The sequence below is a fragment of the Sphingobium cloacae genome (genome assembly GCF_002355855.1).
Classification (GTDB): domain Bacteria; phylum Pseudomonadota; class Alphaproteobacteria; order Sphingomonadales; family Sphingomonadaceae; genus Sphingobium; species Sphingobium cloacae.
Genome location: NZ_AP017655.1, coordinates 142688 through 163312, shown reverse-complemented (window position 1 = coordinate 163312; position 20625 = coordinate 142688). Strand labels below are relative to the sequence as shown.

Annotated in this window: 22 protein-coding genes; 14 read left to right on the top strand and 8 right to left on the bottom strand. The window is 62.6% G+C overall.

What is annotated here, in order from left to right:
* The first annotated feature begins 1 nt into the window (after position 1).
* The 8 genes from SCLO_RS00905 to SCLO_RS00870 are packed head-to-tail and all read left to right on the top strand — an operon-like array spanning position 2 to position 8046.
* On the top strand, positions 2-1423 hold the full coding sequence (locus SCLO_RS00905) for a bifunctional enoyl-CoA hydratase/phosphate acetyltransferase (RefSeq protein WP_037444215.1): 1422 nt from the start codon (positions 2-4) through the stop codon (positions 1421-1423).
* Positions 1420-2610 carry an acetate/propionate family kinase gene (locus SCLO_RS00900; RefSeq protein ID WP_037444212.1) on the top strand — a complete coding sequence of 397 codons (1191 nt, stop codon included), beginning with the start codon at positions 1420-1422 and terminating at the stop codon, positions 2608-2610. Before SCLO_RS00905 ends, SCLO_RS00900 begins: the two co-directional genes overlap by 4 nt.
* Positions 2607-3380 (top strand): enoyl-ACP reductase FabI, encoded by a 774-nt coding sequence (fabI, locus tag SCLO_RS00895; protein WP_037444209.1) that lies wholly within the window; start codon positions 2607-2609, stop codon positions 3378-3380. The genes SCLO_RS00900 and fabI overlap by 4 nt, the downstream gene beginning before the upstream one ends.
* Positions 3377-4594 (top strand): phospholipase A, encoded by a 1218-nt coding sequence (locus tag SCLO_RS00890; RefSeq protein ID WP_037444207.1) that lies wholly within the window; start codon positions 3377-3379, stop codon positions 4592-4594. The genes fabI and SCLO_RS00890 overlap by 4 nt, the downstream gene beginning before the upstream one ends.
* Entirely contained in the window at positions 4591-5700 is a 1110-nt protein-coding gene (locus SCLO_RS00885) for an ABC transporter permease (RefSeq protein WP_037444205.1), read from the top strand. Before SCLO_RS00890 ends, SCLO_RS00885 begins: the two co-directional genes overlap by 4 nt.
* Positions 5697-6485 (top strand): ABC transporter ATP-binding protein, encoded by a 789-nt coding sequence (locus SCLO_RS00880; protein WP_037444202.1) that lies wholly within the window; start codon positions 5697-5699, stop codon positions 6483-6485. Before SCLO_RS00885 ends, SCLO_RS00880 begins: the two co-directional genes overlap by 4 nt.
* On the top strand, positions 6485-7420 hold the full coding sequence (locus tag SCLO_RS00875; RefSeq protein ID WP_037444199.1) for an MlaD family protein: 936 nt from the start codon (positions 6485-6487) through the stop codon (positions 7418-7420). Before SCLO_RS00880 ends, SCLO_RS00875 begins: the two co-directional genes overlap by 1 nt.
* Before the next feature lie 32 nt (positions 7421-7452).
* The gene (locus SCLO_RS00870; protein WP_020820686.1) at positions 7453-8046 is read left to right on the top strand and encodes an ABC-type transport auxiliary lipoprotein family protein; all 594 of its coding nucleotides are present in this window, start codon (positions 7453-7455) and stop codon (positions 8044-8046) included.
* Here SCLO_RS00870 and SCLO_RS00865 read toward each other — a convergent pair.
* Entirely contained in the window at positions 8043-8612 is a 570-nt protein-coding gene (locus SCLO_RS00865) for a TetR/AcrR family transcriptional regulator (protein ID WP_048575773.1), read from the bottom strand. The genes SCLO_RS00870 and SCLO_RS00865 overlap by 4 nt on opposite strands.
* Positions 8613-8673: 61 nt before the next feature.
* Between SCLO_RS00865 and SCLO_RS00860 the strand changes: the two genes are divergently transcribed.
* Together SCLO_RS00860 and SCLO_RS00855 are read left to right on the top strand one after the other, a co-directional pair.
* Positions 8674-9597, top strand: coding sequence for an alpha/beta hydrolase family protein (locus SCLO_RS00860; protein ID WP_048575774.1), 924 nt, complete (start codon positions 8674-8676; stop codon positions 9595-9597).
* A gap of 13 nt (positions 9598-9610) precedes the next feature.
* Positions 9611-10264: a glutathione S-transferase family protein gene (locus tag SCLO_RS00855; protein WP_048575775.1), complete on the top strand. Its 654-nt coding sequence runs from the start codon at positions 9611-9613 to the stop codon at positions 10262-10264.
* A gap of 20 nt (positions 10265-10284) precedes the next feature.
* On the opposite strand, the gene SCLO_RS00850 is transcribed toward SCLO_RS00855, so the two are convergent.
* Entirely contained in the window at positions 10285-11175 is an 891-nt protein-coding gene (locus SCLO_RS00850) for a LysR family transcriptional regulator (RefSeq protein WP_066516475.1), read from the bottom strand.
* A gap of 97 nt (positions 11176-11272) precedes the next feature.
* On the opposite strand from SCLO_RS00850, the gene SCLO_RS00845 reads away from it, so the two are divergent.
* The 3 genes from SCLO_RS00845 (at position 11273) to yegS (ending at position 14599) form a co-directional block, all read left to right on the top strand.
* Positions 11273-12022: a sulfite exporter TauE/SafE family protein gene (locus tag SCLO_RS00845; protein ID WP_066516474.1), complete on the top strand. Its 750-nt coding sequence runs from the start codon at positions 11273-11275 to the stop codon at positions 12020-12022.
* A 332-nt stretch (positions 12023-12354) separates the two neighbouring features.
* The gene (locus tag SCLO_RS00840) at positions 12355-13650 is read left to right on the top strand and encodes an NAD(P)/FAD-dependent oxidoreductase (RefSeq protein WP_066703033.1); all 1296 of its coding nucleotides are present in this window, start codon (positions 12355-12357) and stop codon (positions 13648-13650) included.
* Positions 13651-13684: 34 nt separating this feature from the next.
* Complete coding sequence (gene yegS, locus SCLO_RS00835) at positions 13685-14599, top strand: lipid kinase YegS (protein ID WP_066522403.1); 915 nt, start codon at positions 13685-13687, stop codon at positions 14597-14599.
* A gap of 223 nt (positions 14600-14822) precedes the next feature.
* On the opposite strand, the gene SCLO_RS22760 is transcribed toward yegS, so the two are convergent.
* Positions 14823-15668, bottom strand: a complete 846-nt coding sequence (locus tag SCLO_RS22760; protein ID WP_123905422.1) for a universal stress protein — start codon at positions 15666-15668, stop codon at positions 14823-14825.
* Positions 15669-15943: 275 nt separating this feature from the next.
* Here SCLO_RS22760 and SCLO_RS00820 point away from each other — a divergent pair, with 275 nt between their 5' ends.
* Positions 15944-16903, top strand: a complete 960-nt coding sequence (locus tag SCLO_RS00820; RefSeq protein ID WP_231923296.1) for an HAD-IC family P-type ATPase — start codon at positions 15944-15946, stop codon at positions 16901-16903.
* Here the strand turns inward: SCLO_RS00820 and SCLO_RS00815 are convergent.
* The 5 genes from SCLO_RS00815 to SCLO_RS00795 all read right to left on the bottom strand — a co-directional run bounded on the left by SCLO_RS00815 (position 16836) and on the right by SCLO_RS00795 (position 20622).
* Complete coding sequence (locus SCLO_RS00815) at positions 16836-17912, bottom strand: NAD(P)/FAD-dependent oxidoreductase (RefSeq protein WP_231923428.1); 1077 nt, start codon at positions 17910-17912, stop codon at positions 16836-16838. The two genes, SCLO_RS00820 and SCLO_RS00815, sit on opposite strands and share 68 nt — an antisense overlap.
* Before the next feature lie 283 nt (positions 17913-18195).
* Positions 18196-18747 carry a hypothetical protein gene (locus SCLO_RS23565; protein ID WP_053085621.1) on the bottom strand — a complete coding sequence of 184 codons (552 nt, stop codon included), beginning with the start codon at positions 18745-18747 and terminating at the stop codon, positions 18196-18198.
* Positions 18728-19066: an ATP-binding protein gene (locus SCLO_RS23715; RefSeq protein ID WP_231923295.1), complete on the bottom strand. Its 339-nt coding sequence runs from the start codon at positions 19064-19066 to the stop codon at positions 18728-18730. Before SCLO_RS23715 ends, SCLO_RS23565 begins: the two co-directional genes overlap by 20 nt.
* A gap of 414 nt (positions 19067-19480) precedes the next feature.
* Entirely contained in the window at positions 19481-20038 is a 558-nt protein-coding gene (locus tag SCLO_RS00800; protein ID WP_048575778.1) for a lytic transglycosylase domain-containing protein, read from the bottom strand.
* The gene (locus tag SCLO_RS00795) at positions 20035-20622 is read right to left on the bottom strand and encodes a restriction endonuclease (protein ID WP_066519827.1); all 588 of its coding nucleotides are present in this window, start codon (positions 20620-20622) and stop codon (positions 20035-20037) included. The genes SCLO_RS00800 and SCLO_RS00795 overlap by 4 nt, the downstream gene beginning before the upstream one ends.
* Positions 20623-20625: the final 3 nt, after the last annotated feature.

Genomic DNA, 20625 nt, shown 5'->3' with positions numbered 1-20625 from the left:
CATGACCGATGAGGCCATGATCGAAAACCGGACCTTCGACGAGATCGCCGTGGGCGAAAGCGCGAGCGTGACCCGCACGCTCTCCAAGCGCGATATCCAGCTCTTCGCGCTGGTGTCGGGCGACGTCAATCCGGCCCATCTGGACGAGGATTATGCCGAAAGCGACTTCTTCCGCCGGGTGATCGCGCACGGCATGTGGGGCGGCGGGCTGATATCGGCGGTGCTCGGGACCGAACTGCCCGGCCCCGGTGCCATCTATCTCGGCCAGTCGCTGCGGTTCCTGAGGCCCGTGGGCATCGGCGACGCCATCACCGCGACGGTGACGGTGACGGAAAAGCGGGCGGACAAGCATATCCTGCTGCTCGACTGCCGCTGCGACAATCAGAATGGCGAGACCGTCATCACCGGCGAAGCGCAGGTCAAGGCCCCCACCGAGAAGATCCGCCGCCCGCGCATCGCGCTCCCCGATATCCGCCTGTCAGACCATGACGGCTATCATCGGTTGATCGAGGGCGTGCGCGGCAACCCCGCGCGCACCGCCATCGCTCACCCCTGTTCGGCCGCCGCGCTGGCGGCAGCGGTCGAGGCCGCCGAGGCAGGGCTGATCGATCCGATCCTGGTGGGACCGAGGGCCCGCATTCTTGCAGCGGCGGCCGAGGCCGGCAAGGATGTGGCGGCCTATCGCATCGTGGAAAGCGCGCACAGCCATGATTCGGCGGCGAAGGCCGTCGAACTGGTGCGGGCCGGCGAGGCGGTGCTGCTCATGAAGGGATCGCTGCATACCGACGAATTGATGGGCGCGGTCGTGTCGCGCGCGACGGGCCTGCGTACCGAACGGCGGATCAGCCATGCCTATGTGATGGACGTGCCCGGCCATCCGACGCCGCTCATCATCACCGACGCGGCGATCAACATCGCGCCGAACCTTGAAGAAAAGGCGGATATCATCCGCAACGCCATCGATCTTGCCCATGTGCTGGACATCGGCCAACCCAGGGTCGCGATCCTGTCCGCTGTCGAGACGGTGAACCCGGCGATGCCGACCACGCTCGATGCTGCCGCGCTGTGCAAGATGGCCGACCGGGGCCAGATCACGGGCGGCCTCCTCGATGGCCCGCTCGCCTTCGACAATGCGATCAGCGAGGCGGCCGCGAAGGAAAAAGGGATCGTGTCGCCCGTCGCGGGCAAGGCGGACATATTGGTCGTACCCGATCTGGAGGCGGGCAACATGCTCGCCAAGCAGCTCACCTTCCTCGGCGGGGCGGATGCGGCAGGCATCGTGCTGGGTGCGCGTGTGCCGATCATCCTCACCAGCCGGGCCGACAGCCTGCGCACGCGCCTTGCTTCCTGCGCCGTTGCCGTGCTGGTAGCGCGCGCGGCGACCAAGGCGGCGCCCGGCCTGCCGGAGGGTATGCGCACATGAAGGCCGTCGTCAGCCTCAATTCGGGCTCGTCCAGCATCAAGTTCGCGCTCTATACGCTCGATCGCGACCGCAAACCGACATTGTCCGCCGGCGGCAAGATCGAACGGATCGGTCTTTCTCCCCGCCTCGCCATTCGCGACGCAGCAGGCACAGTGCTGATCGAACGCGAGTGGCCCGACGAACGCGCCATGACCCATGCAGAGTTGCTCGCATGGTTGTTTGACTGGGCCACATCGCATCTCGAAGGGCGCGAAGTCCTCGCCGTCGGGCACCGCGTCGTCCACGGCGGGGTCGACTTCGCCCAGTCGTGCCTGATCGATACCATAGTGCTCGAGGAGCTTGAGAAGCTCTGTCCACTGGCCCCGCTCCACCAGCCCCATAATCTGGCTGCCATCCGCGCGATCGCCGCGCTCGCGCCGGACCTTCCCCAGGTCGCCTGCTTCGACACCGCCTTCCACCATGATCGCCCCGCACCCGCCACCCGCTTCGCGCTCCCGCGCGCACTTCACGAGCAGGGCATCAGGCGCTACGGCTTCCATGGCCTCTCCTACGACTATATCGCCCGCCGCCTGGCAGAGCTCGACCCATCGCTTGCCGCCGGCCGCGTGATCGCCGCGCATCTGGGCAACGGCGCAAGCCTGTGCGCCATGTCAGGCGGCAAGAGCATCGACACGACGATGGGTTTCACCGCGCTCGACGGCCTGATGATGGGCACGCGCTGCGGGTCGATCGACCCTGGCGTCATCCTGCATCTCCAGAACCGGGTGGGCATGAGCGCCGCCGATGTGGAGGCGCTGCTCTACAAGCAATCGGGCCTGCTGGGCGTATCAGGCATCTCGAGCGACATGCGTGAGCTTGCGGCCAGCGACCGGCCCGAAGCCCGCGAGGCCATCGACCTCTTCATCTGGCGTGCCGCGCGCGAGGCCGGCGCGCTGGCGTCATCGCTGGGCGGCCTTGACGGTCTCGTCTTCACGGCCGGCATCGGCGAGAACGACGCCGCCATCCGCGCGGGCATCTGCGAGCGCCTCGCATGGCTCGACATCAGCCTCGATGAGCGGGCCAATGCCGTCCATGCCGACGTCATCAGCGCGCCTGGCAGCCCCATTACCGTCCGCGTCATCCCGACGGACGAAGAACGGATGATCGTCCTGCAGACACTGGCCACCCTTTTTGGAGTTAAAACATGACCCCCCTCGTCGATCTTCGCGGCAAGCGTGGCCTGATCGTCGGTATCGCCAACGAACAGAGCATTGCAGCGGGCTGCGCCGAGGCTTTCAGCCGCTGCGGCGCGCGCCTTGCCGCGACCTATCTGAACGAGAAGGCGAAAGGCTGGGTCGAGCCGGTGGCGGACCGGCTGGGCGCCGAATGGCTCGCCCCCTGCGATGTGCGTGAGCCCGGCCAGCTCGAGGCCCTGTTCGACCAGGTGCGGGACCGATGGGGCGGACTCGACTTCCTGCTGCATTCGATCGCCTTCGCACCCCGCGACGATCTCCATGGCCGCGTCGTCGACAGCAGCGCCGAGGGGTTCGGCATCGCGATGGACGTCTCCTGCCACAGCTTCCTTCGCATGGCGAAGCTGGCCGAGCCCTTGATGGCGCAAGGCGGCTGCCTGCTCTGCGTCACCTTCTACGGCTCGGAGCGCGTCGTTGAAAACTACAACCTCATGGGACCGGTCAAGGCGGCGCTGGAGAGCGCGACGCGCTATATCGCCGCCGAACTGGGCCCCCAGGGCATCCGCGCCCATGCGATATCGCCGGGCCCTATCGCCACCCGCGCCGCCAGTGGCATCGCGCGGTTCGATGAATTGCTCGAGCGCGCCGCCGCCCAGACGCCGGTCGGCCAGTTGGTGACGATAGAGGATGTCGGCGGGCTGGCTGCCTTCCTCGTCAGTGACGCAGCCAGCCGGATCACCGGAACGGTGATCCCGGTCGATGGCGGACAGCACCTTCTCGCATGATGGACCGGTCTATCCGATGGTTGCTGGCGACAGCGCTCCTTGTGCCCGCCGCGGCGCAGGCAGCGCCGGTAGCGGTGCTCGTCCGGGACGCGGGCGAACAGGATGCAGAGGGCGCTTTGCTCGTCGATCTGCGCTTGCTGAACGAGGGCGATGAACCGCAGAGCTTCGCGCTCCCTGATCGGATCGAGGCCCGGGTCGAACGGTCGGGAGATATCCGGACGGTCTGGCTCGAGCGCGCCCGCGATGTGGCGGACCATGTGATCATAGCGCCCCGCGGATTCGAGCGCGCCCGCTACCGCCTGGCAGCCCGTGATGGGCAATCCCTGGACCTGGCCCGGCTTTCCATCCCCGCCTGGAACGTCAGCCAGATCGCCATGATACCGCGCCCTGCGGCGCCGGCATCGCATCTCGCCGAGGCGCACACGCCTGCGCCGGTTCCGCCTGTGCGAGCCCCTGCTCCCACACCGCCGCCTTCGGATCGCAGGGCGGGCAACGCCTTCCTCGCCAACCTGTCCGGCTACGAACCCATTTATGCGGTCTATGGTCCGGACACCAACAGCGAAGCCCGGATCCAGCTCAGCTTCAAATATCAGTTGTTCGGAAGCCGCCGCGCGGAAGGTCTCCCGCAAAGCTGGCGCGATGGACTCCATTTCGCCTACACGCAGCGCATGTTCTGGGATCTGGGCGCGGACTCCTCGCCTTTCCGGAACATCGATTTCCAGCCCGAGATATTCTATCTTACGCCCTCGACCACACTGGCGAGCGGCGTGTCCCTGAGCGCACAGGGTGGCATCCGGCACGAGTCCAACGGCCGGGACGGCGAGGCCTCGCGGAGCATCAACAGCATCTATCTGGCGCCCATGGCCGCCATTCCGCTGGGCGGCGGCTATCGCCTCTCTATCGCGCCGCGCCTCTCCCTCTTCGTCGGGGACAAGTCCGACAATCCCGACATACGCCGGTATCGCGGCAACACCGGTCTTTTTATGGAGGTCGGGGAGGATAATGGACTGCGCCTCTCCACCTCCACCCGCTTCAATATCGGCAGCGGAAAGGGCGCGCTGTCCGCCGACCTGTCCTATCCGCTCCGCCGTATCCTGGGCGGCGGGCCGGACTTCTACCTCTTCGGTCAGAGCTTCATCGGATATGGAGAAAACCTCCTCGACTATGATCGAAACACCAGGCGTCTGCGCGTCGGGATCGCGCTGATCCGATGAAGGCGGCGACATGGACGCTGGTTGAAGAAGACGGTTCCTTGACCCTCCACGCCGAGGGCGACTGGACGGCCCTGACCCTTGACCAGGCGAGCCGTCAGCCGCTGCCGGCTGTGGGAGGACAGCAGGCGAACAGGATCGACGTCTCCGCCCTCGGGAGGATCGACACGACCGGCGCCTTGCTGCTCCTTAAACTGATGCCCACCGACGGCGAGATCCTGTTCGGCACACGTGACGATGTGCGACGTCTGGCCAACCTCGTTGCGCCGGGCATGACGCCTCACGAGGATAGCCCGCCCCCCCGTGGCTACCTGACCGGGTTCTTCGCGCGCTTCGGCCAGCAGATCATTGAAATCGCTCACGACGCCTATGCGATGCTGGTTTTCACCGGTCAGATGATCCTTGCTCTTGGAGGCACATTGTTACGCCCCAGGCGATTGCGGGTCACACCGCTATTCGCTGTCATGCAAGAATCAGGCATCAATGCCTTGCCGATCGTTTTCATCATGACGTTTTTCATCGGTGCGATCATCGCACTGGTCGGCACCAATCTCCTCACCAGCCTCGGAGTGGAGATTTTTACCGTCGAACTTGTGGGCGTCGCAATCCTCAGGGAGTTTGGCGTCGTCATCGCCGCTATTCTTCTGGCGGGCCGCTCGGCCTCTGCCTTCGCGGCACAAATCGGCTCCATGCGGATGAACCAGGAAGTGGCCGCCATGCAGGTCATGGGTGTCGACCGGTTCGATGCCCTCGTCACGCCCCGTATCCTCGCCGCGCTCGTCATGATTCCGCTCATGACGTTCGTGGGCGACCTGGGCGGACTCCTGGGAGGGCTTCTCGTAAGCTGGGCCACCATCGACATCAGCCCCTCCTTCTTCGTCACCCGTCTCGCGGAAACCGTCAGTATCAAGCATTTCTGGATCGGCATGGGCAAGGCCCCGTTCCTCGCCCTGCTGATCGCTGCCGCGGGGTGCCGCCATGGAATGATGGTGGGAGGAGACGTCCAGAGTCTGGGCCGTCATGTGACGTCCGCAGTGGTCCAGTCTGTTTTCCTCATTATCATGTTCGATGCCATCTTTGCGGTGATCTTCATGGTGCTCGGCCTGTGAGCGGGTCCGTGAACAACGGTCTGGCCGATCCGCTCGCGATCCGGGTGACCGGTCTGCGCACCGCATTTGGTGACAAGGTCATTCACGACAATCTTGATCTCGAAGTCAGGCGTGGTGAAATACTGGGCGTGGTCGGCGGCTCTGGATCGGGCAAGTCGGTCCTTCTGAACACTATTCTTGGCCTTCAGCAGCCCGACGCCGGACACGTGGAAGTTTTCGGTGAGGATATGGGCCGGTCGCAGGGCGATGTTCAACGGCGCATCGGCGTCATGTTCCAGCAGGGCGCGCTCTTTTCCTTCCTGACCGTGCTTCAGAATGTCGAGGCTCCGATGCTGGAGCATACCCGCCTCGCGCCGGGGTTCATGCGCGAAGCGGCGCGCCTCAAGATCAGGCTTGCCGGCCTTCCCGCCCATGCCGCCGATCTTCGTCCGGCCGAACTGTCGGGCGGCATGCGCAAGCGCGCTGGCGTTGCAAGGGCGATCGCACTTGATCCCGACATATTGTTTCTCGATGAACCCACCGCAGGTCTCGACCCGATCGGCGCCGCAGAATTCGACGCGCTCATCCGCGATCTGCGCGATACGCTGGGCCTCACGGTCTTCATGATTACCCACGATCTCGACACGCTGTACGCGGTCTGTGATCGGGTCGCCGTCATCGCCGATCGAAAAATCGTGACCACGGCCCCGCTTCACGAGCTGGAGCAATCGGATCATCCCTGGATCAGGGATTATTTCCTTGGGCCGCGCGGCCGCGCTGCGGCAGAACAGCAGGATAGCATTTGATGGAACGGCAGGCCAATTACGCGCTGGTAGGCGCCATCTCGACACTGCTGCTGATTGCCGGCGTGGTGTTTGTCGTATGGCTGGGCGGATCGCGTTTCAGCAATGAATATGACCGATACAGGATCATCTTCGAGGGCCCTGTTCGCGGCCTCAGCGTGGGCGGGGATGTCCAGTTCAACGGTATCAAGATGGGTCAGATCGAACGGATCAGGCTCGACGAAGACAATCCCAACCGGGTAATCACCGACATATCCCTGCAGGCACGCACGCCGGTTCGCCGCGATTCTCTGGCATCCACCGAAACGCAAGGCATTTCCGGCACGAGTATCGTCCAGATCAGCGCGGGCGATCCGCAACAGCCTCTCCTGCGCGAGGCCGAGCGCTCCCACCGGCCTGTTATTCGAAGCAAGCCGAACGCCATGTCGTCGCTGATTCAGGGCGGCGGCCAGATGGTCGAAAGCGCGACCAGGGCGCTCAACCAGGTCAACAAGCTCATCTCGGACGAGAACATCGCCGATCTGAGCGCGACGATAAAGGATGTACGTCTCACCATGGGCGAGCTCGCCGAGAATCGCGCCATGTTCGATCATGCCGGGTCCATGCTGGCAAAACTCGATTCCGCTGCCACCGATATCGAAGCGTCAGCGGCGCTCATTCGGGAAATGGGCGAGGGAGACGGACGCCGGACACTCGCGGAGATGTCGGAGGCGGCGACCGAGCTCAAGGCCGCAATCGGCGAAGCGCGCGGCACCCTCGCCCATATCAACCGGCAAAGCGAGACAATCGGAACGACCACCCTCCCCGCCGTCAATGCCGCGATGCATAGCCTGCAGGAGACATCCGAATCGCTCGATGGGTTCTTGCGCGAAATACGCCAGAATCCGCGCCGTGCGCTCACCAAGGACAGTGGACAGGAACTGGAGCTACCCCGATGATGTGTTTTACGCGTGGAGCCAGGATCGCGATCATGACCGCTGTCCTGCCGCTGGCCGGTTGTGTCTCCGTTCTGAAAAGCGGACCGCCCGATAACCTCTATCGCTTCGGCATCGTCGAAGACCCGGCGCATGAGGCCCCCATAATAGAGCGGGATAAAAAGCCTGTAACGCTGGGGCGCGTCCGGTTCGCTCCCGAGATCGACGGTGACCGCATATTGACGGCTCATGGCGACACCGTCCTCTATATCAAGGATGCGCGCTGGGTTGCGCCAGCACCGGACCTGTTCACCCAGGCGGTGATGCGCCGTTTCGAACAGGCGACCTCTTCTGTTCGCCTCCTGCCCGCTGCCGCCCGGGGCAACGGCGCCCCGCTCCTGCACCTGACGATAGATCGTTTCGAAGCGGATTATCGCGGAAACGCCCAAAAATCCGACGCTCCGACGATAAGAGTGAGCGGCTCAGCCACCCTTGTCGATTCCGCCAGTCTTCAACCGATCGCAAGCCGCCGCTTCACGGTCGATGAGCGCGCATCCGCCAGCAGCCAGTCAGCCATCACTTCCGCGTTCGATCGGGCCGTATCGCACTATACGCTCCAGATCCTGGAATGGTGTGAGGTTGTGCACTAACCTCGGACCAACTGCGCCGCTGCCTCACCAGCACTCTCCATATAACTCGGGTCTCGATGAAGCAGCACGACGGCAAATGCCCCGTCGAGCAGAAGGATGATCTGGCGCGCAAGACGCCGGGCCTCGTCTGGTGGGCGCACATCTGCAAACAGCGAGCACAGCCAGTCCTCTACGCGCTTCTTGTGCGTGCGTCCTGCAAGGATCGCAGGGTGCCCCGGCAGGTGGATCAGCTCAACCGATGTCCGCAGGAACCCACAGCCCTTCCATTTCGGATGCCGTGCGGAAGCCGCAAGATTGCAAAAGATGCCTTGCACCTTGTCGGCCGTGCTGCCCACCGTTTCAGTGAACCAGCGCTGGAACAGCGCAAGGTTCGGCTGGTCTCGCGTTTCCAGATACGCCGCGATCAGATCGTCCTTGCTACGGAAATGGTAATAGAGCGTCCGCTTGGTCAGGCCCGCCTTCTCAGCGACGGCATCGACGCTGACGGCGCGGATTCCCTCGGCGTGAAAGAGCTTGCCGGCCGCCTCGATAATTCGATCGCGTGTGGGCACATCGGTTCTGGTCATACCGCAATGTATACCGACCAGTGAATATACTCAAGCGATCGCTCCGCATATCATATCCGTCATGAGCAGCTTGACTTCGCACTCCACGACTATTGACGGGCAAACGGTTGAACTTTCCTGCCCTGACGGGGTGCGTCTCGGCGGCCATCTCTGGCGCGCGAACAAGGCCCATCCCATCGGAACGGTGATCGTGAATCCGGCCACCGGCGTCCTCGCCCGCTATTACCATAGTTATGCCCGGTTCCTTTCCCGGCACGGGTTCGACGTGCTCACTTACGACTATCGTGGCATCGGCTTGTCGCGACCCGAGCGTCTGAGAGGCTGTGGCTATCGCTGGCGCGACTGGGGCGAGCGGGATTTCGAGGGCGCTATCAGATTTATCGGACAGCACGGCCGAAGCGACCAGCTGCTTGTGGTGGGCCACAGTATAGGCGGCTTTCTGCCGGGACTTGCTGACAGCGCCGGGCGCATAGCGCGCATCCTGACTGTCGGGGCGCAATATGCCTGGTGGGGCGACTATGCCGCCCGTCGCCGACTCCCTCTCTTCCTCAAATGGCATGTGGCGATGCCTGCGCTGACATACGCTTTCGGCTATTTCCCTGGTCGCAGGCTGAACTGGCTTGAAGACCTGCCGGCTGGCGTAGCGCATGAATGGAGCTTTCGCGGGTCACGGTTCGAGCGTAGCTACCCGCCCGACGAGCGGCAAAGTGTGCTGGAGCGCATGGCGACCGTGTCCGCCCAGGTGCTGGCTGTCAGCGTTTGCGATGACGAGCTTGGCACACCGGCCGCGATCCGCCGAACGCTTGAATATTACACCGGCGCCGAGCGGACGTCGGTGCTGCTTCAGCCATCGGATTACGGTCGCGAAGAGATTGGGCATTTCGGCCTGTTCCACGACAGCCATGCCGCTGGATTCTGGCTCGATACCCTGATGTGGCTGCGCGACGGCCGCAATCGCTGGCCTGACCATGCCATTGCCCGCTGAACTGGAGGGTCAAATGCATCGTCTCTACTATTCGCCCGGAGCCTGTTCGCTCGCCGTCCGCATCGTTCTGGAAGAAATCGGCCAGCCCTATGAGACAGAGATCCGCTCCGCCAAAAATGGCGAGGGGACGTCGACGGCGGACTATCTGGCGCTCAACCCCAGGGGCCGGGTGCCGGCGCTCACTGGCGTTTCCGGTGGCTCCGGCGGCGCGCCCGACCTGCTGACCGAATCCGTCGCCATCCTGCTGTTTCTGGCTGGCAGCTATCCCGAGGCGAAACTCGTGCCTGCCGATGCTGCCGCCGAGGCGCGATGCCTGGAATGGCTGAGCTGGATCTCCGTCGATCTCCACGGCGTTGGCTACAGCCAACTCTGGCGTCCGCACCGCTTCGTGCCCGACCCCACGCTGCATGAGGCGGTCAAGGGCAAGGGGTTGGAGAACATCCGCGCCGCCTATGACCATATCGACCGCATCCTGTCCGATGGCCGCGACTGGGCCGTCCCTGCCCGCTATACTGTCGTCGACGCCTATCTTAGCGTGTTCTGGCTCTGGGGCCGTCGCATCGGCCTCGACATGGAGGCGGGTTGGCCCAATTGGGCGCGGCTGATGACCAAGGTGCTGGCGCGCCCCGCCGTTCGGCGGGCGATCAGCCTGGAAGCTATGGGCTGACATGGAGCGCTTCACGCCGCTCAGCAGGCGCTGCTCGAAGTCAAATGATCGAGCAGGCTAAGCGCGGCGGGAGTCAATGCCGTCTCATCTCGGACACAGACCGACAGTTGTCGCGTTGCCCAATCGTCTGTAAGCGGCGCGAAAGCCATCCGCGTCGAGCGCTTCGCGCGCCGTGCCGCCGTTTCCGGCACGATCCCGATGCCGACACCTTCGCCCGCCATACGGCAGATGCCGTCGAAACCGCGAAGCGTCAGACACAGCTTGATCTTCGCTCCCAGCCGTGCCGCCTGCATCTCGATATGCTTTTGCAGGGCACCGTCCATCAATCCAACGAAATGGCAGTCCAGCAGATCGGCAAAGCGAACCTGTCGCTTTCCTGCCAGATCGTGATCGGCCGGGAACACCATGACAAGCCGGTCAATGGCAAAGGGGCGCAAAGTCAGCCCCTCCGTGCCAGCAGCATTCGACAGGATGCCGATCTCGGCAAAGCCGGCAGCAATGCTCCGCGCTATTTCAGTGCTCTGCCGCTCCTTCAGTTCGACATCGACCTGAGGATGGGCCGTCAACCAGGGCGCAAGCCTTTCGGGCAGGAACTCGGAGATAGCCGCTGTATTGGCGAGGATGCGCACCTCTGTGCGCAGTCCTTTCGCGTAACGTCCCAGCTCGCCACGCATCTGGGCCACCTGGTGCAGGATCGCACGGGCATGATGGGCTAGCGCCTCACCGGCCTCCGTCGGAACCACGCCGCGACGGCCACGATGGAGCAACAGCACTTCGCCCGCCGCCTCCATATCCCGCAGCCGTTCGCTGGCGGCCGGCAGCGACATCCCCGCTTCGATCGCACCGTGGGTAATGCTGCCGGCATCAACGACAGCGAGAAACAGGCGAAGGTCGGTCAGATCGAAGCGCATGCGGCAAGAATAGCCGCTTGTCTGGCTTCGGCATAGCCGAAGCCAGACATCAACTCATCCGCATTGTCCACGGCGTCCAGGCGGATATTCAGGGGGCATGTTTGATCTTCCGACAGTAATGCTCGCCGCCGTCTTCGCGACCTTTTTGGCCGCTGGCCTCGTCAAAGGTGTCACCGGAATGGGCCTTCCGACCGTGGCGATGGGCATGCTCGGTGCGCTTATCTCTCCACTGGTGGCCGCAAGCCTGCTGATCGTGCCGTCCTTCGCCACCAATGTCTGGCAACTCTTCGCGGGGCCGAGCTTTGGAGCGCTGCTGCGGAGGCTCTGGCCGATGATGCTGGCCGTTGTTGTCGGAACGCTGCTCGGATCGAGATGGATCGCCAGCGGCGATACGGGAGTGACGACGCTGCTGCTCGGCATCGCGCTCATCATCTATTCCACCTACACGCTGTTCGCTCGGCAGTTCAGTGTCGCGGGACAGGTCGAGACATGGCTGTCGCCGCTTGTCGGTGGGATCACCGGTATCATCACGGGCGGAACCGGCGTCTTCGTCATACCGGCCGTGCCCTATCTTCAGGCGCTCGGGCTGTCGAAGGACGATCTGGTCCAGGCGCTCGGCTTGTCATTCACTGTGTCGACGATTGCTTTGGCGATTGGACTTGGAGCGCGCGGCGCGTTCCAAAGCGATTATCTCGCGCTGTCGGCGCTTGCTGTGATCCCGTCGTTAGCAGGCATGTGGGCGGGGCAGCACGTTCGCAACCGGATCAGCCCGGTCGCCTTCCGCCGTGGATTCCTGATCTGTCTGCTGCTGCTCGGATGCGAGATGGCATCGCGGACGCTGCTGTAATCAGCTTCAATTTCTCGGGCATTCGATTTCCCATGTCCTGATCCGATCTATCTTTCCGGCCTCCGCTTCGCTCTGGCCGGGCGGGTTGCTTGCGGGCGCTGCCCTCTGGCACGGCACAACGGCGGACGGGCGGTGTGCCCAGCCTTCCGCGCGGAGATGTGCTCTCGCACCTTCGTCACCACTTAGATCCGCGTGAGCAGGCCGGGTGATCGATGATGACACAATAGTCGGGAGCGGACGCCTTATCGGCAGGGTCGGTTGCAAATCGCAGCAATGGACGTGATTACAGAAGCGAAGATGGAGGCCCGTCGGAATGGCTATGAGAATTTAGGATGCGACCGAAGATTTTGGTCGTGGGCGCCGGCTTTGGCGGAATGGCGGCTGTGAAAGCGCTAAAGCACGCGGATGCGGATGTACTCCTCGTCGATCGTACCAATCACCATCTTTTTCAGCCATTGCTTTATCAGGTCGCGACAGCGGCCCTGTCGCCGGCTGATATCGCCACGGCGAGCCGGGTGCTCCTGAGGCGAAACCGCAATGCGAGCGTCCTGATGGCCGATGTGACTGGCGTCGAACCGACCGCGCAGGTCGTGAAACTCGCAGACGGCAGAACGCTCCGCTACGATTATCTGGTCCTTGCCACTGGCGCGGCGTACAGTTTTTTCGGCCGTGACGAGTGGGCGGACCACGCAAAGGTCCTGAAATCGATCGATGACGCCTTGTCGATTCGGGACCGATTGCTGTTCGCGTTCGAACGCGCCGAGCAATGCGACGATCCTGCGGAGGTGACGAGGCTCCTGACATTCGTAGTCGTCGGGGGCGGTCCGACCGGTGTCGAACTGGCCGGCACCATTGCTGAACTGGCACGGACCACTCTCGCCCGTGATTTCCGGCATATCGATCCCCAATCGGCCCGCATCGTCCTGTGCGAGGCTGGCCAGCATGTCCTGGGCGCATTTCCCGGCGATCTGCCAGACTATGCGTCGGGCGCGCTTCGCTCGCTCGGCGTCGAGGTCCGTCTGGGCGAGGCGGTCACGCTCGTGGATGCGGACGGGATCGTTCTGGGCGATGAGCGGATCGACGCCGCTGTCGTGTTATGGTGCGCGGGCACGCAAGCGCGGCCCGCCGCGATCTGGCTTGGTGCCGCGGCTGCGCGCAATGGCGCCGTCAAGGTGACGGAGAATTGCTCCGTGCCCGGGCATGCCAACATCTTCGCGATCGGCGACGTCGCCAGCTTCGATCCGGGCACGGCCAAACCGCTGCCCGGCCTGGCCCCCGTGGCGAAGCAACAGGGAAAATATGTCGGAAGACTGATTGCCGACCGGATCGCGGGCCGCGAAAAGGCGGTGCCGTTTCGCTATCGCGATCTTGGTACGATGGCGGTCATCGGCAGATCCCGCGCGATCGCCGATTTCGGTCGTTTCCAACTCAAGGGCTTTCTTGCCTGGCTTGGCTGGTCGATGGTCCATCTGATGTTGCTGGTCGATTTCAGAAGCAGGCTGATGGTCTACGTCAATTGGTCGTGGGCCTGGTTCACATATGGCCGCGGCGCGCGCCTGCTGACAGGGCGTGGTGACACCGGCATAGCTAGGAAAGAACGATCCCGATCCGAGAACGAGAAAACATGATATCAGTGCTGCCACGGCCGTCAGAGCGAGCGAAATGATCCGGGCCAGGCTTATTCTTCATGGCAAGGCGGCACAGGAGGAGCGTGTCCGCGCGGCCGTTCAGGCGGCAAGGAACGACGGCCACATGGTCGATGTACGGGTCACTTGGGAAGCGGGCGATGCCCGTCGTTTCACCAGGGACGCTGTCCGCCAGGCCCGGCAGGGCGAGGTGGATCGCATCATCGCCGGTGGAGGCGACGGCACGGTCAATGAGGTCTTTGCGACCGCTTATAAAACGGGATCTTTTGGCGATTGCTCATTTGGCGTGCTGCCGCTCGGCACCGCCAATGATTTTGCACGATCGACGGGAATCCCGGTCGACGATCTGACCGCGGCTTTGCGATTGAGCCTCTGCACGACGGCGCGCCAGATCGACATCGGCATGCTGAATGAAACGCCTTTCGTCAATCTCGTGTCCGGCGGCTTTGGCTCGCGGGTCACTGCGGAAACCGATCCTGCCTTGAAGAGCCGCCTGGGTGGCCTGGCCTATCTTCTTACGGGCATGGGACGGCTCAGGGAGTTCACGGGGTGTAAGGGGCGCTTCCGGACTCCCGATTTCAGTTGGGAAGGTTCGTTTATCGCAATGGCAATCGGCAATGGTCGCCAGGCAGGAGGCGGCATCCAGCTCTGCCCTGGCGCCCTGCTGAACGATGGAGAACTGGATCTGATGATCCTGCCAGAACTCAGCCGCGATGCGGGGCTCAATGTACTTGCCAGCCTTCTGCACGAAGGGCTCGATAGGATCAATGATCTCAAGATTGCCACTCGCAGTCCCTGGATCGAATTCGAGTCCGATCATGATGTCAGCATGAATCTCGACGGGGAACCAATTCAGGTCCGACGTTTTCGTGCGGAGTGTCGAACGCTCGCCATGCCATTGCATCTGGGAAATGATGCCTTGATGACTTAACGCAAGCTCACATTCCGTTCGTTTTTAGCGTTGGTTAGCGTACTATCCGCGCTATACCCTCAATGAGGGTGTTCCGCTCTGAAATATGGTGCGCGCCAGCTTGCGCCGAGAGCAAAGGCGCCCGCGAAACCGGCCTGTGAATTCCGTTGTATGACACCGCGTGTGCGTTGAACCCGTCATTCTTCGGCGGCAGAGCGTGTAAAAGCCTGTAAATCAGGGCATGCTAATGGGAAACAAGGAGCGGCAGCTCTGCGTCAGCGATAAGGGATCGTGTGACACCACCGAACAATCTCTCTGCCGTGCGAGAGCGACTGTAAGCACCCAGGACCAGAAGGCTCGCCTGCTGGGATGCCGCATAATCCAGAATGGTGTCCGCCACGGATTTACCCTGCGACGCCAACTTGGCGATCTCGACAATAGCCCCGTGACGATCGAGATGCGCGAGCAAATTCTCTCCTGGTTCCTCACCATAATAGTCAGGCTTACGATCGCTATCGACCGTAAGGATCGTCACCTTTTTCGCGCCGGCGATGAATGGCATTGCGTCCGCGGCTGCCCGCCGGGCTTCACGGCTTCGATTCCAGGCAAGGATCACGGTATCCCCGACCACTGACCCGTGCCAGTCGCCGGGGATAAGAAGAACAGGAATACCCGTCGCGAGCAAAAGACGTTCGGCGGACCAGGACGATGGGAGAAAATCCAGCAAAGGATGGGTTGCGACGATCAGGTCGCAATGCAATGCCCGCAACATCGCATCATCATTGGTGCCGTCATGCCATATGATGCGGAACTCCGAACGGATGCCATATTCTTCGGTCAGATCGGCGAAATGACGTGCGGCGGCAACGGCGCGCTGCTCATCCTCTTCTCTCTGTTTCTGAATGACGGAAGATATTGCCCCGCCACGCGCATAGCTGGACGCGGGATCGAGCGGTGTGCGGGCGACACCATAAATCCCGATGAGATGGGCATCATGACGCTGCGCAAGCGCTGCCGCATGGCGACCAATCCGTTCTCCTTCAGGCCTGGCATTCAGGAATACGGCGATATCTCTCCAACTGGTCAGCAATGGTCATCACCCTGAAGATATGCCGGCCCATGGAGGTACGGAAGCGCCCTCGGGCCAAGCGCAAGCCACCATATAAAAAGGAAACTCTGGAGTATAGATGCTTTCTTCTTCATAACCCTCATCGGAACAGGGCACCCTTCCCGCAAATGTTACAAATCCGTAACCGCGCAGACAAACCATGAGGCTTCAAATCGCGTAGCCTCTGGTGACATGGATGAAAGCAGCGGGAAGCGCGGCACCTGGAAGACCGCCCTATTGCAAAGGAACAACGAAACGTGAGCGTGGCCGGTTCAACCAGAGACTATCACTCGCTCGATACCGACACCGTCCTCGATGAACTCGGTGTCGACGGCGCAGGCTTGAACCATGCCGAAGCTGCAGAACGATATCGGTTTCATGGTCCCAACGCCCTGCCCCAGGCTCGCTCGACCCCTGCGCTCATCCGTTTCCTGGCGCAGTTCAACAGCGCCCTTATCTATTTTCTTCTCGCCGCAGCAGCTGCGGCTGCGCTGCTCGGCCACATCGTCGACGCCGCGGTCATTTTCGTTGTGGTGCTGATCAACGCGATTGTCGGCTTCGTCCAGGAGGGCAAGGCCGAGCGGGCTCTGGGGGCGATCCGCGACATGATCGCGCCGCATGCGACAGTGCTGCGGGCCGGCGCGAAAGAGACGATCCCTGTTCCGCAGGTCGTGCCCGGCGATATCATTTTGCTGGAGGCCGGCGACCGCGTCCCCGCTGATATGCGTCTGATCCGCACCCGCGGCTTGCTTATCGACGAAGCGCCACTGACAGGAGAGTCCCTGCCGGTGGAAAAGCAGGACAGCCCTGTGGCGACCGAGGCAGATTTGGCTGACCGTCTCAGCATGGCCTATTCCGGCACGCTGGTCGCATCGGGTCAGGCGACCGGGGTCGTAACGGGAACAGGGCTAAATACGCAGATCGGCCGGATCAGCGGTCTGCTCCAGGGTGTCGCAACCGTGGCCACGCCTCTTCTGCGCCAGATCAACCGCTTTGCCCACCGCTTCACCCTAGTCGTCCTGGCTGGCTCCGTCGCGCTGTTCGCCTTCGCCGTACTGGCGCGCGAGTTTCATTGGGTCGATGCGCTGATCGCGGTCGTGGCCCTTGCCGTCGGTATCATTCCGGAAGGACTGCCGGCGGTGATCACCATCACGCTTGCCATCGGCGTACAAAGAATGAACGACCGAAATCGGCGATCGCGCGGGATCTGCCGATGACCGCCATCGTACCAAGATCGCGATAGCGAAACGGCACCGCCTTTTCGCGGCCCGCGATCCGGTCGGCAATCAGTCTTCCGACATATTTTCCCTGTTGCTTCGCCACGGGGGCCAGGCCGGGCAGCGGTTTGGCCGTGCCCGGATCGAAGCTGGCGACGTCGCCGATCGCGAAGATGTTGGCATGCCCGGGCACGGAGCAATTCTCCGTCACCTTGACGGCGCCATTGCGCGCAGCCGCGGCACCAAGCCAGATCGCGGCGGGCCGCGCTTGCGTGCCCGCGCACCATAACACGACAGCGGCGTCGATCCGCTCATCGCCCAGAACGATCCCGTCCGCATCCACGAGCGTGACCGCCTCGCCCAGACGGACCTCGACGCCGAGCGAGCGAAGCGCGCCCGACGCATAGTCTGGCAGATCGCCGGGAAATGCGCCCAGGACATGCTGGCCAGCCTCGCACAGGACGATGCGGGCCGATTGGGGATCGATATGCCGGAAATCACGGGCGAGAGTGGTCCGTGCCAGTTCAGCAATGGTGCCGGCCAGTTCGACACCGGTCGGACCGCCCCCGACGACTACGAATGTCAGGAGCCTCGTCACCTCCGCAGGATCGTCGCATTGCTCGGCGCGTTCGAACGCGAACAGCAATCGGTCCCGAATCGACAAGGCGTCATCGATCGATTTCAGGACCTTTGCGTGGTCCGCCCACTCGTCACGGCCGAAAAAACTGTACGCCGCGCCAGTGGCAAGGACCAGATAATCGTAGCGGAGCGTTCTGCCGTCTGCGAGTTTCACGACCTGCGCGGTCGGTTCGACGCCAGTCACATCGGCCATCAGGACGCTCGCATTGCGGTTTCGCCTCAGGAGCACCCGGCTCGCCGTGGCGATATCAGCCGGCGACAGGGCCGCTGTCGCGACCTGATAAAGCAATGGCTGAAAAAGATGGTGATTGGTACGATCGACGAGGAGTACATCCGCATCCGCGTGCTTTAGCGCTTTCACAGCCGCCATTCCGCCAAAGCCGGCGCCCACGATCAAAATCTTCGGTCGCATCCTAAATTCTCATAGCCATTCCGACGAGCCTCCATCTTCGCTTCTGTAATCACGTCCATTGCTGGGATTTGCAACCGACCGCGCCGATCGCCCCGATTCGGTGGAACTGACAATCCCGGTGGCATTCTATTTGCGATAAGCCGCCAGTTGCCAACATATCGGGTAAGCACCGTTGGTTCGGCCTCATGAAACATGGCCAGGTGGATAGGGCAGCCGAACAGAACGATTCCAAATATTCACCTTAGCCGTTTGGCATTACACGCCGCATGAACGCGTCGAGTAATGGCACCGTAAACGCGGTATCTCCATGGGCCGGACTGTAAAGCATCCCCTTGGCGATCAAATTGTTGCGGGTCGGCGCCACGCTTGAAACCTTCACGCTCATCGCTTCGGCCAGTGCGCTCCGCGTCGCGCTATCGACATCCCCTCTGTGACAGGGAATATCAGCGGCATCCCAACTGTGCTTCTCCCATTCCTGGAAGAAATACGGATATCCTTGCGTTCTATCCACGATAGCGCTCAGCGCAATATCTTCGATCGTTTCACCTTCCCGTTCAATCGGGAGGCAGATCGCATCTCTAGCAGACACATTGTCGAGCAGCCCGATCGCAACAAATTCGAAAAGGCGTTCTGCATAGGATTTGGCGCGCCCCATTCGACCAATAAGCTGAGGCAATCCTGCAGCGATCATCGTCACCGGCAACTGCTTCTGCCTCGCCCGGCGCAAAGCGCTGGTCAACGCCGCAAGCTGCGCTTCAGGCACGTATTGCACCTCATCGATCACCAGTTCCATCGCCGAACCCCATTCCCGTGCGGCCTTCCCTATCGTGACTATCAGATCCGAAAGATCCGCTTCGAGATCGCCCCCTCTGAAGCCTGCTTCTCTCGGTGGAGCCGCAGCAGCGCCGCCCGAAGCGCCGAACGAGAATGCCGGGGAGAGATCGGTTCTCAGGCGCTTCGATCATAAAGATCGACGTCCCCTCCACCTCGGCGGCATCCCGCATCGTCACCAGCAACACGGTCTTGCCGACACCGCGAAGACCGTAGAGGACACTGGGACGCGCGGCGCGGCCCATGCGAATGCGATCCAGCGCGACAGCGTTGCGGTTCATTCTGCCCCAAAAACGCCAGATCTGGGGTAATACGCGGCACGGTCTCGTCACCGGCGATGACGACTGTCATGCCAAGCCGCGTGATATCGTAGAGCTTGCGGCGAAGTACCGACAGCGTTTCATCGCGGGCCTCCCCCTCAGCCCTGGTGCCGAGGACGATCAGCTTCTACCCACTCTCGCGCCAGACCTCGGCTAGTTTGACGCCCAGTTGAGTGTTTGCCTTCGCCAGAGCGACAACATGGTCGAGGATTGACTGACCTGTTCATCTCGCGTGGCCCACCCGAACACATACGCTGAGATAGTAGCGCCGAGCTCATCACCAATGCCGTCCAGCAATGGCAGCCTAGGATACCAGTCACCCAGGAAACGGCGACACTGCCATATCCGGCCACCGGTTCCCGCTTCTCGTCGCCCCTATCTCGGTGCGTCGATACCGGTTGCTGCGAACACCTTCGGTCCGAACCTCACGCGCATGTGGGTTGCGACCTTTGTTGCATAGGCCCGCTGTCGCCAGGCGGTGGGGCTGTGATAAGTGCCGATGGCCTTCCAATAGTCGCCTGTAGCCTCCAGTCCGGAGATGAATATCCAGCGCGCCGCTTCGACATTGAAGCAGGCATCGTAGCGCAGCCAATGGCGGACCTGATGCTCGGACCTGCCGATGAGGCGGGCGATGCGGGGCACCCACCATGAGTTGATCTGGAGCGGTCCCAGGTCATGCGTTCCGTTGGTGTTGGCGATTTCGGCTCCGATCCAGCCCGCCTCCTGCTTGCGCAGTCCCCAGAGGGTCTTTTCGAGCCAGCCATAGCCCCGCGCAGCAATGCGGATGCAGCGCGCGAGCTCGGCCGCCTCCGCCGATCCTCCACGCTGTGCCAGTGCGGGCGTTGGCGCGAGAACAAGCGAGAGCGACAAAAGCGAGGCGATGCCGATATAATAGCGGGGTCGCTGCGATCGTGAGCAGGACAGCGCGTTCATGACGACGTCCGCCTGAAAGCGATGGTTTCTCTGGGGCGACGAGGATCACACAGGTCAGGTAAGAACGGCGCCCCCGTCAACAGGGCGAGCAGTTTCTGGCCTGACACGATCTGGATACCCGTCGCACCATCGACAACGGCGCGACTCATCCCGCCGGTGCGGCCGGTATGAATGAACAGGCCGCGCTGCCTTCTGGTGGCGCAGAGCTGGGCAAAGTCCCAGACATGTTCGGGCCTGATGGCGTCTTTGTAGCGCTTGGCCTGGATCAGGAAGCGTATTCCATCGATGATGACTTCGCCGTCGACGCCGCCGTCACCCGTATAGCGGCAATTGCGGATGACGCGGTGCCCGCGCCGCTCGAAGGCTTCGAGCAGCAACTCCTCGAACGCGAGCGGGTCCATGGCGCGGAACCGCGCATAATGGAGCGCGACCGGCTGATCGCGGTCCCGCCCCCGCAGTTGCTCGCACATCTCCCGGGCCTGCCGCCGTCGCCATCGATGGCGGATGGGGATGCGGTCGTGACGAAAGAGAAGCGCCAGCAGTGCGGTGCAGAGGATCAGAATGAGAACAAGATTCAGATTCATGGG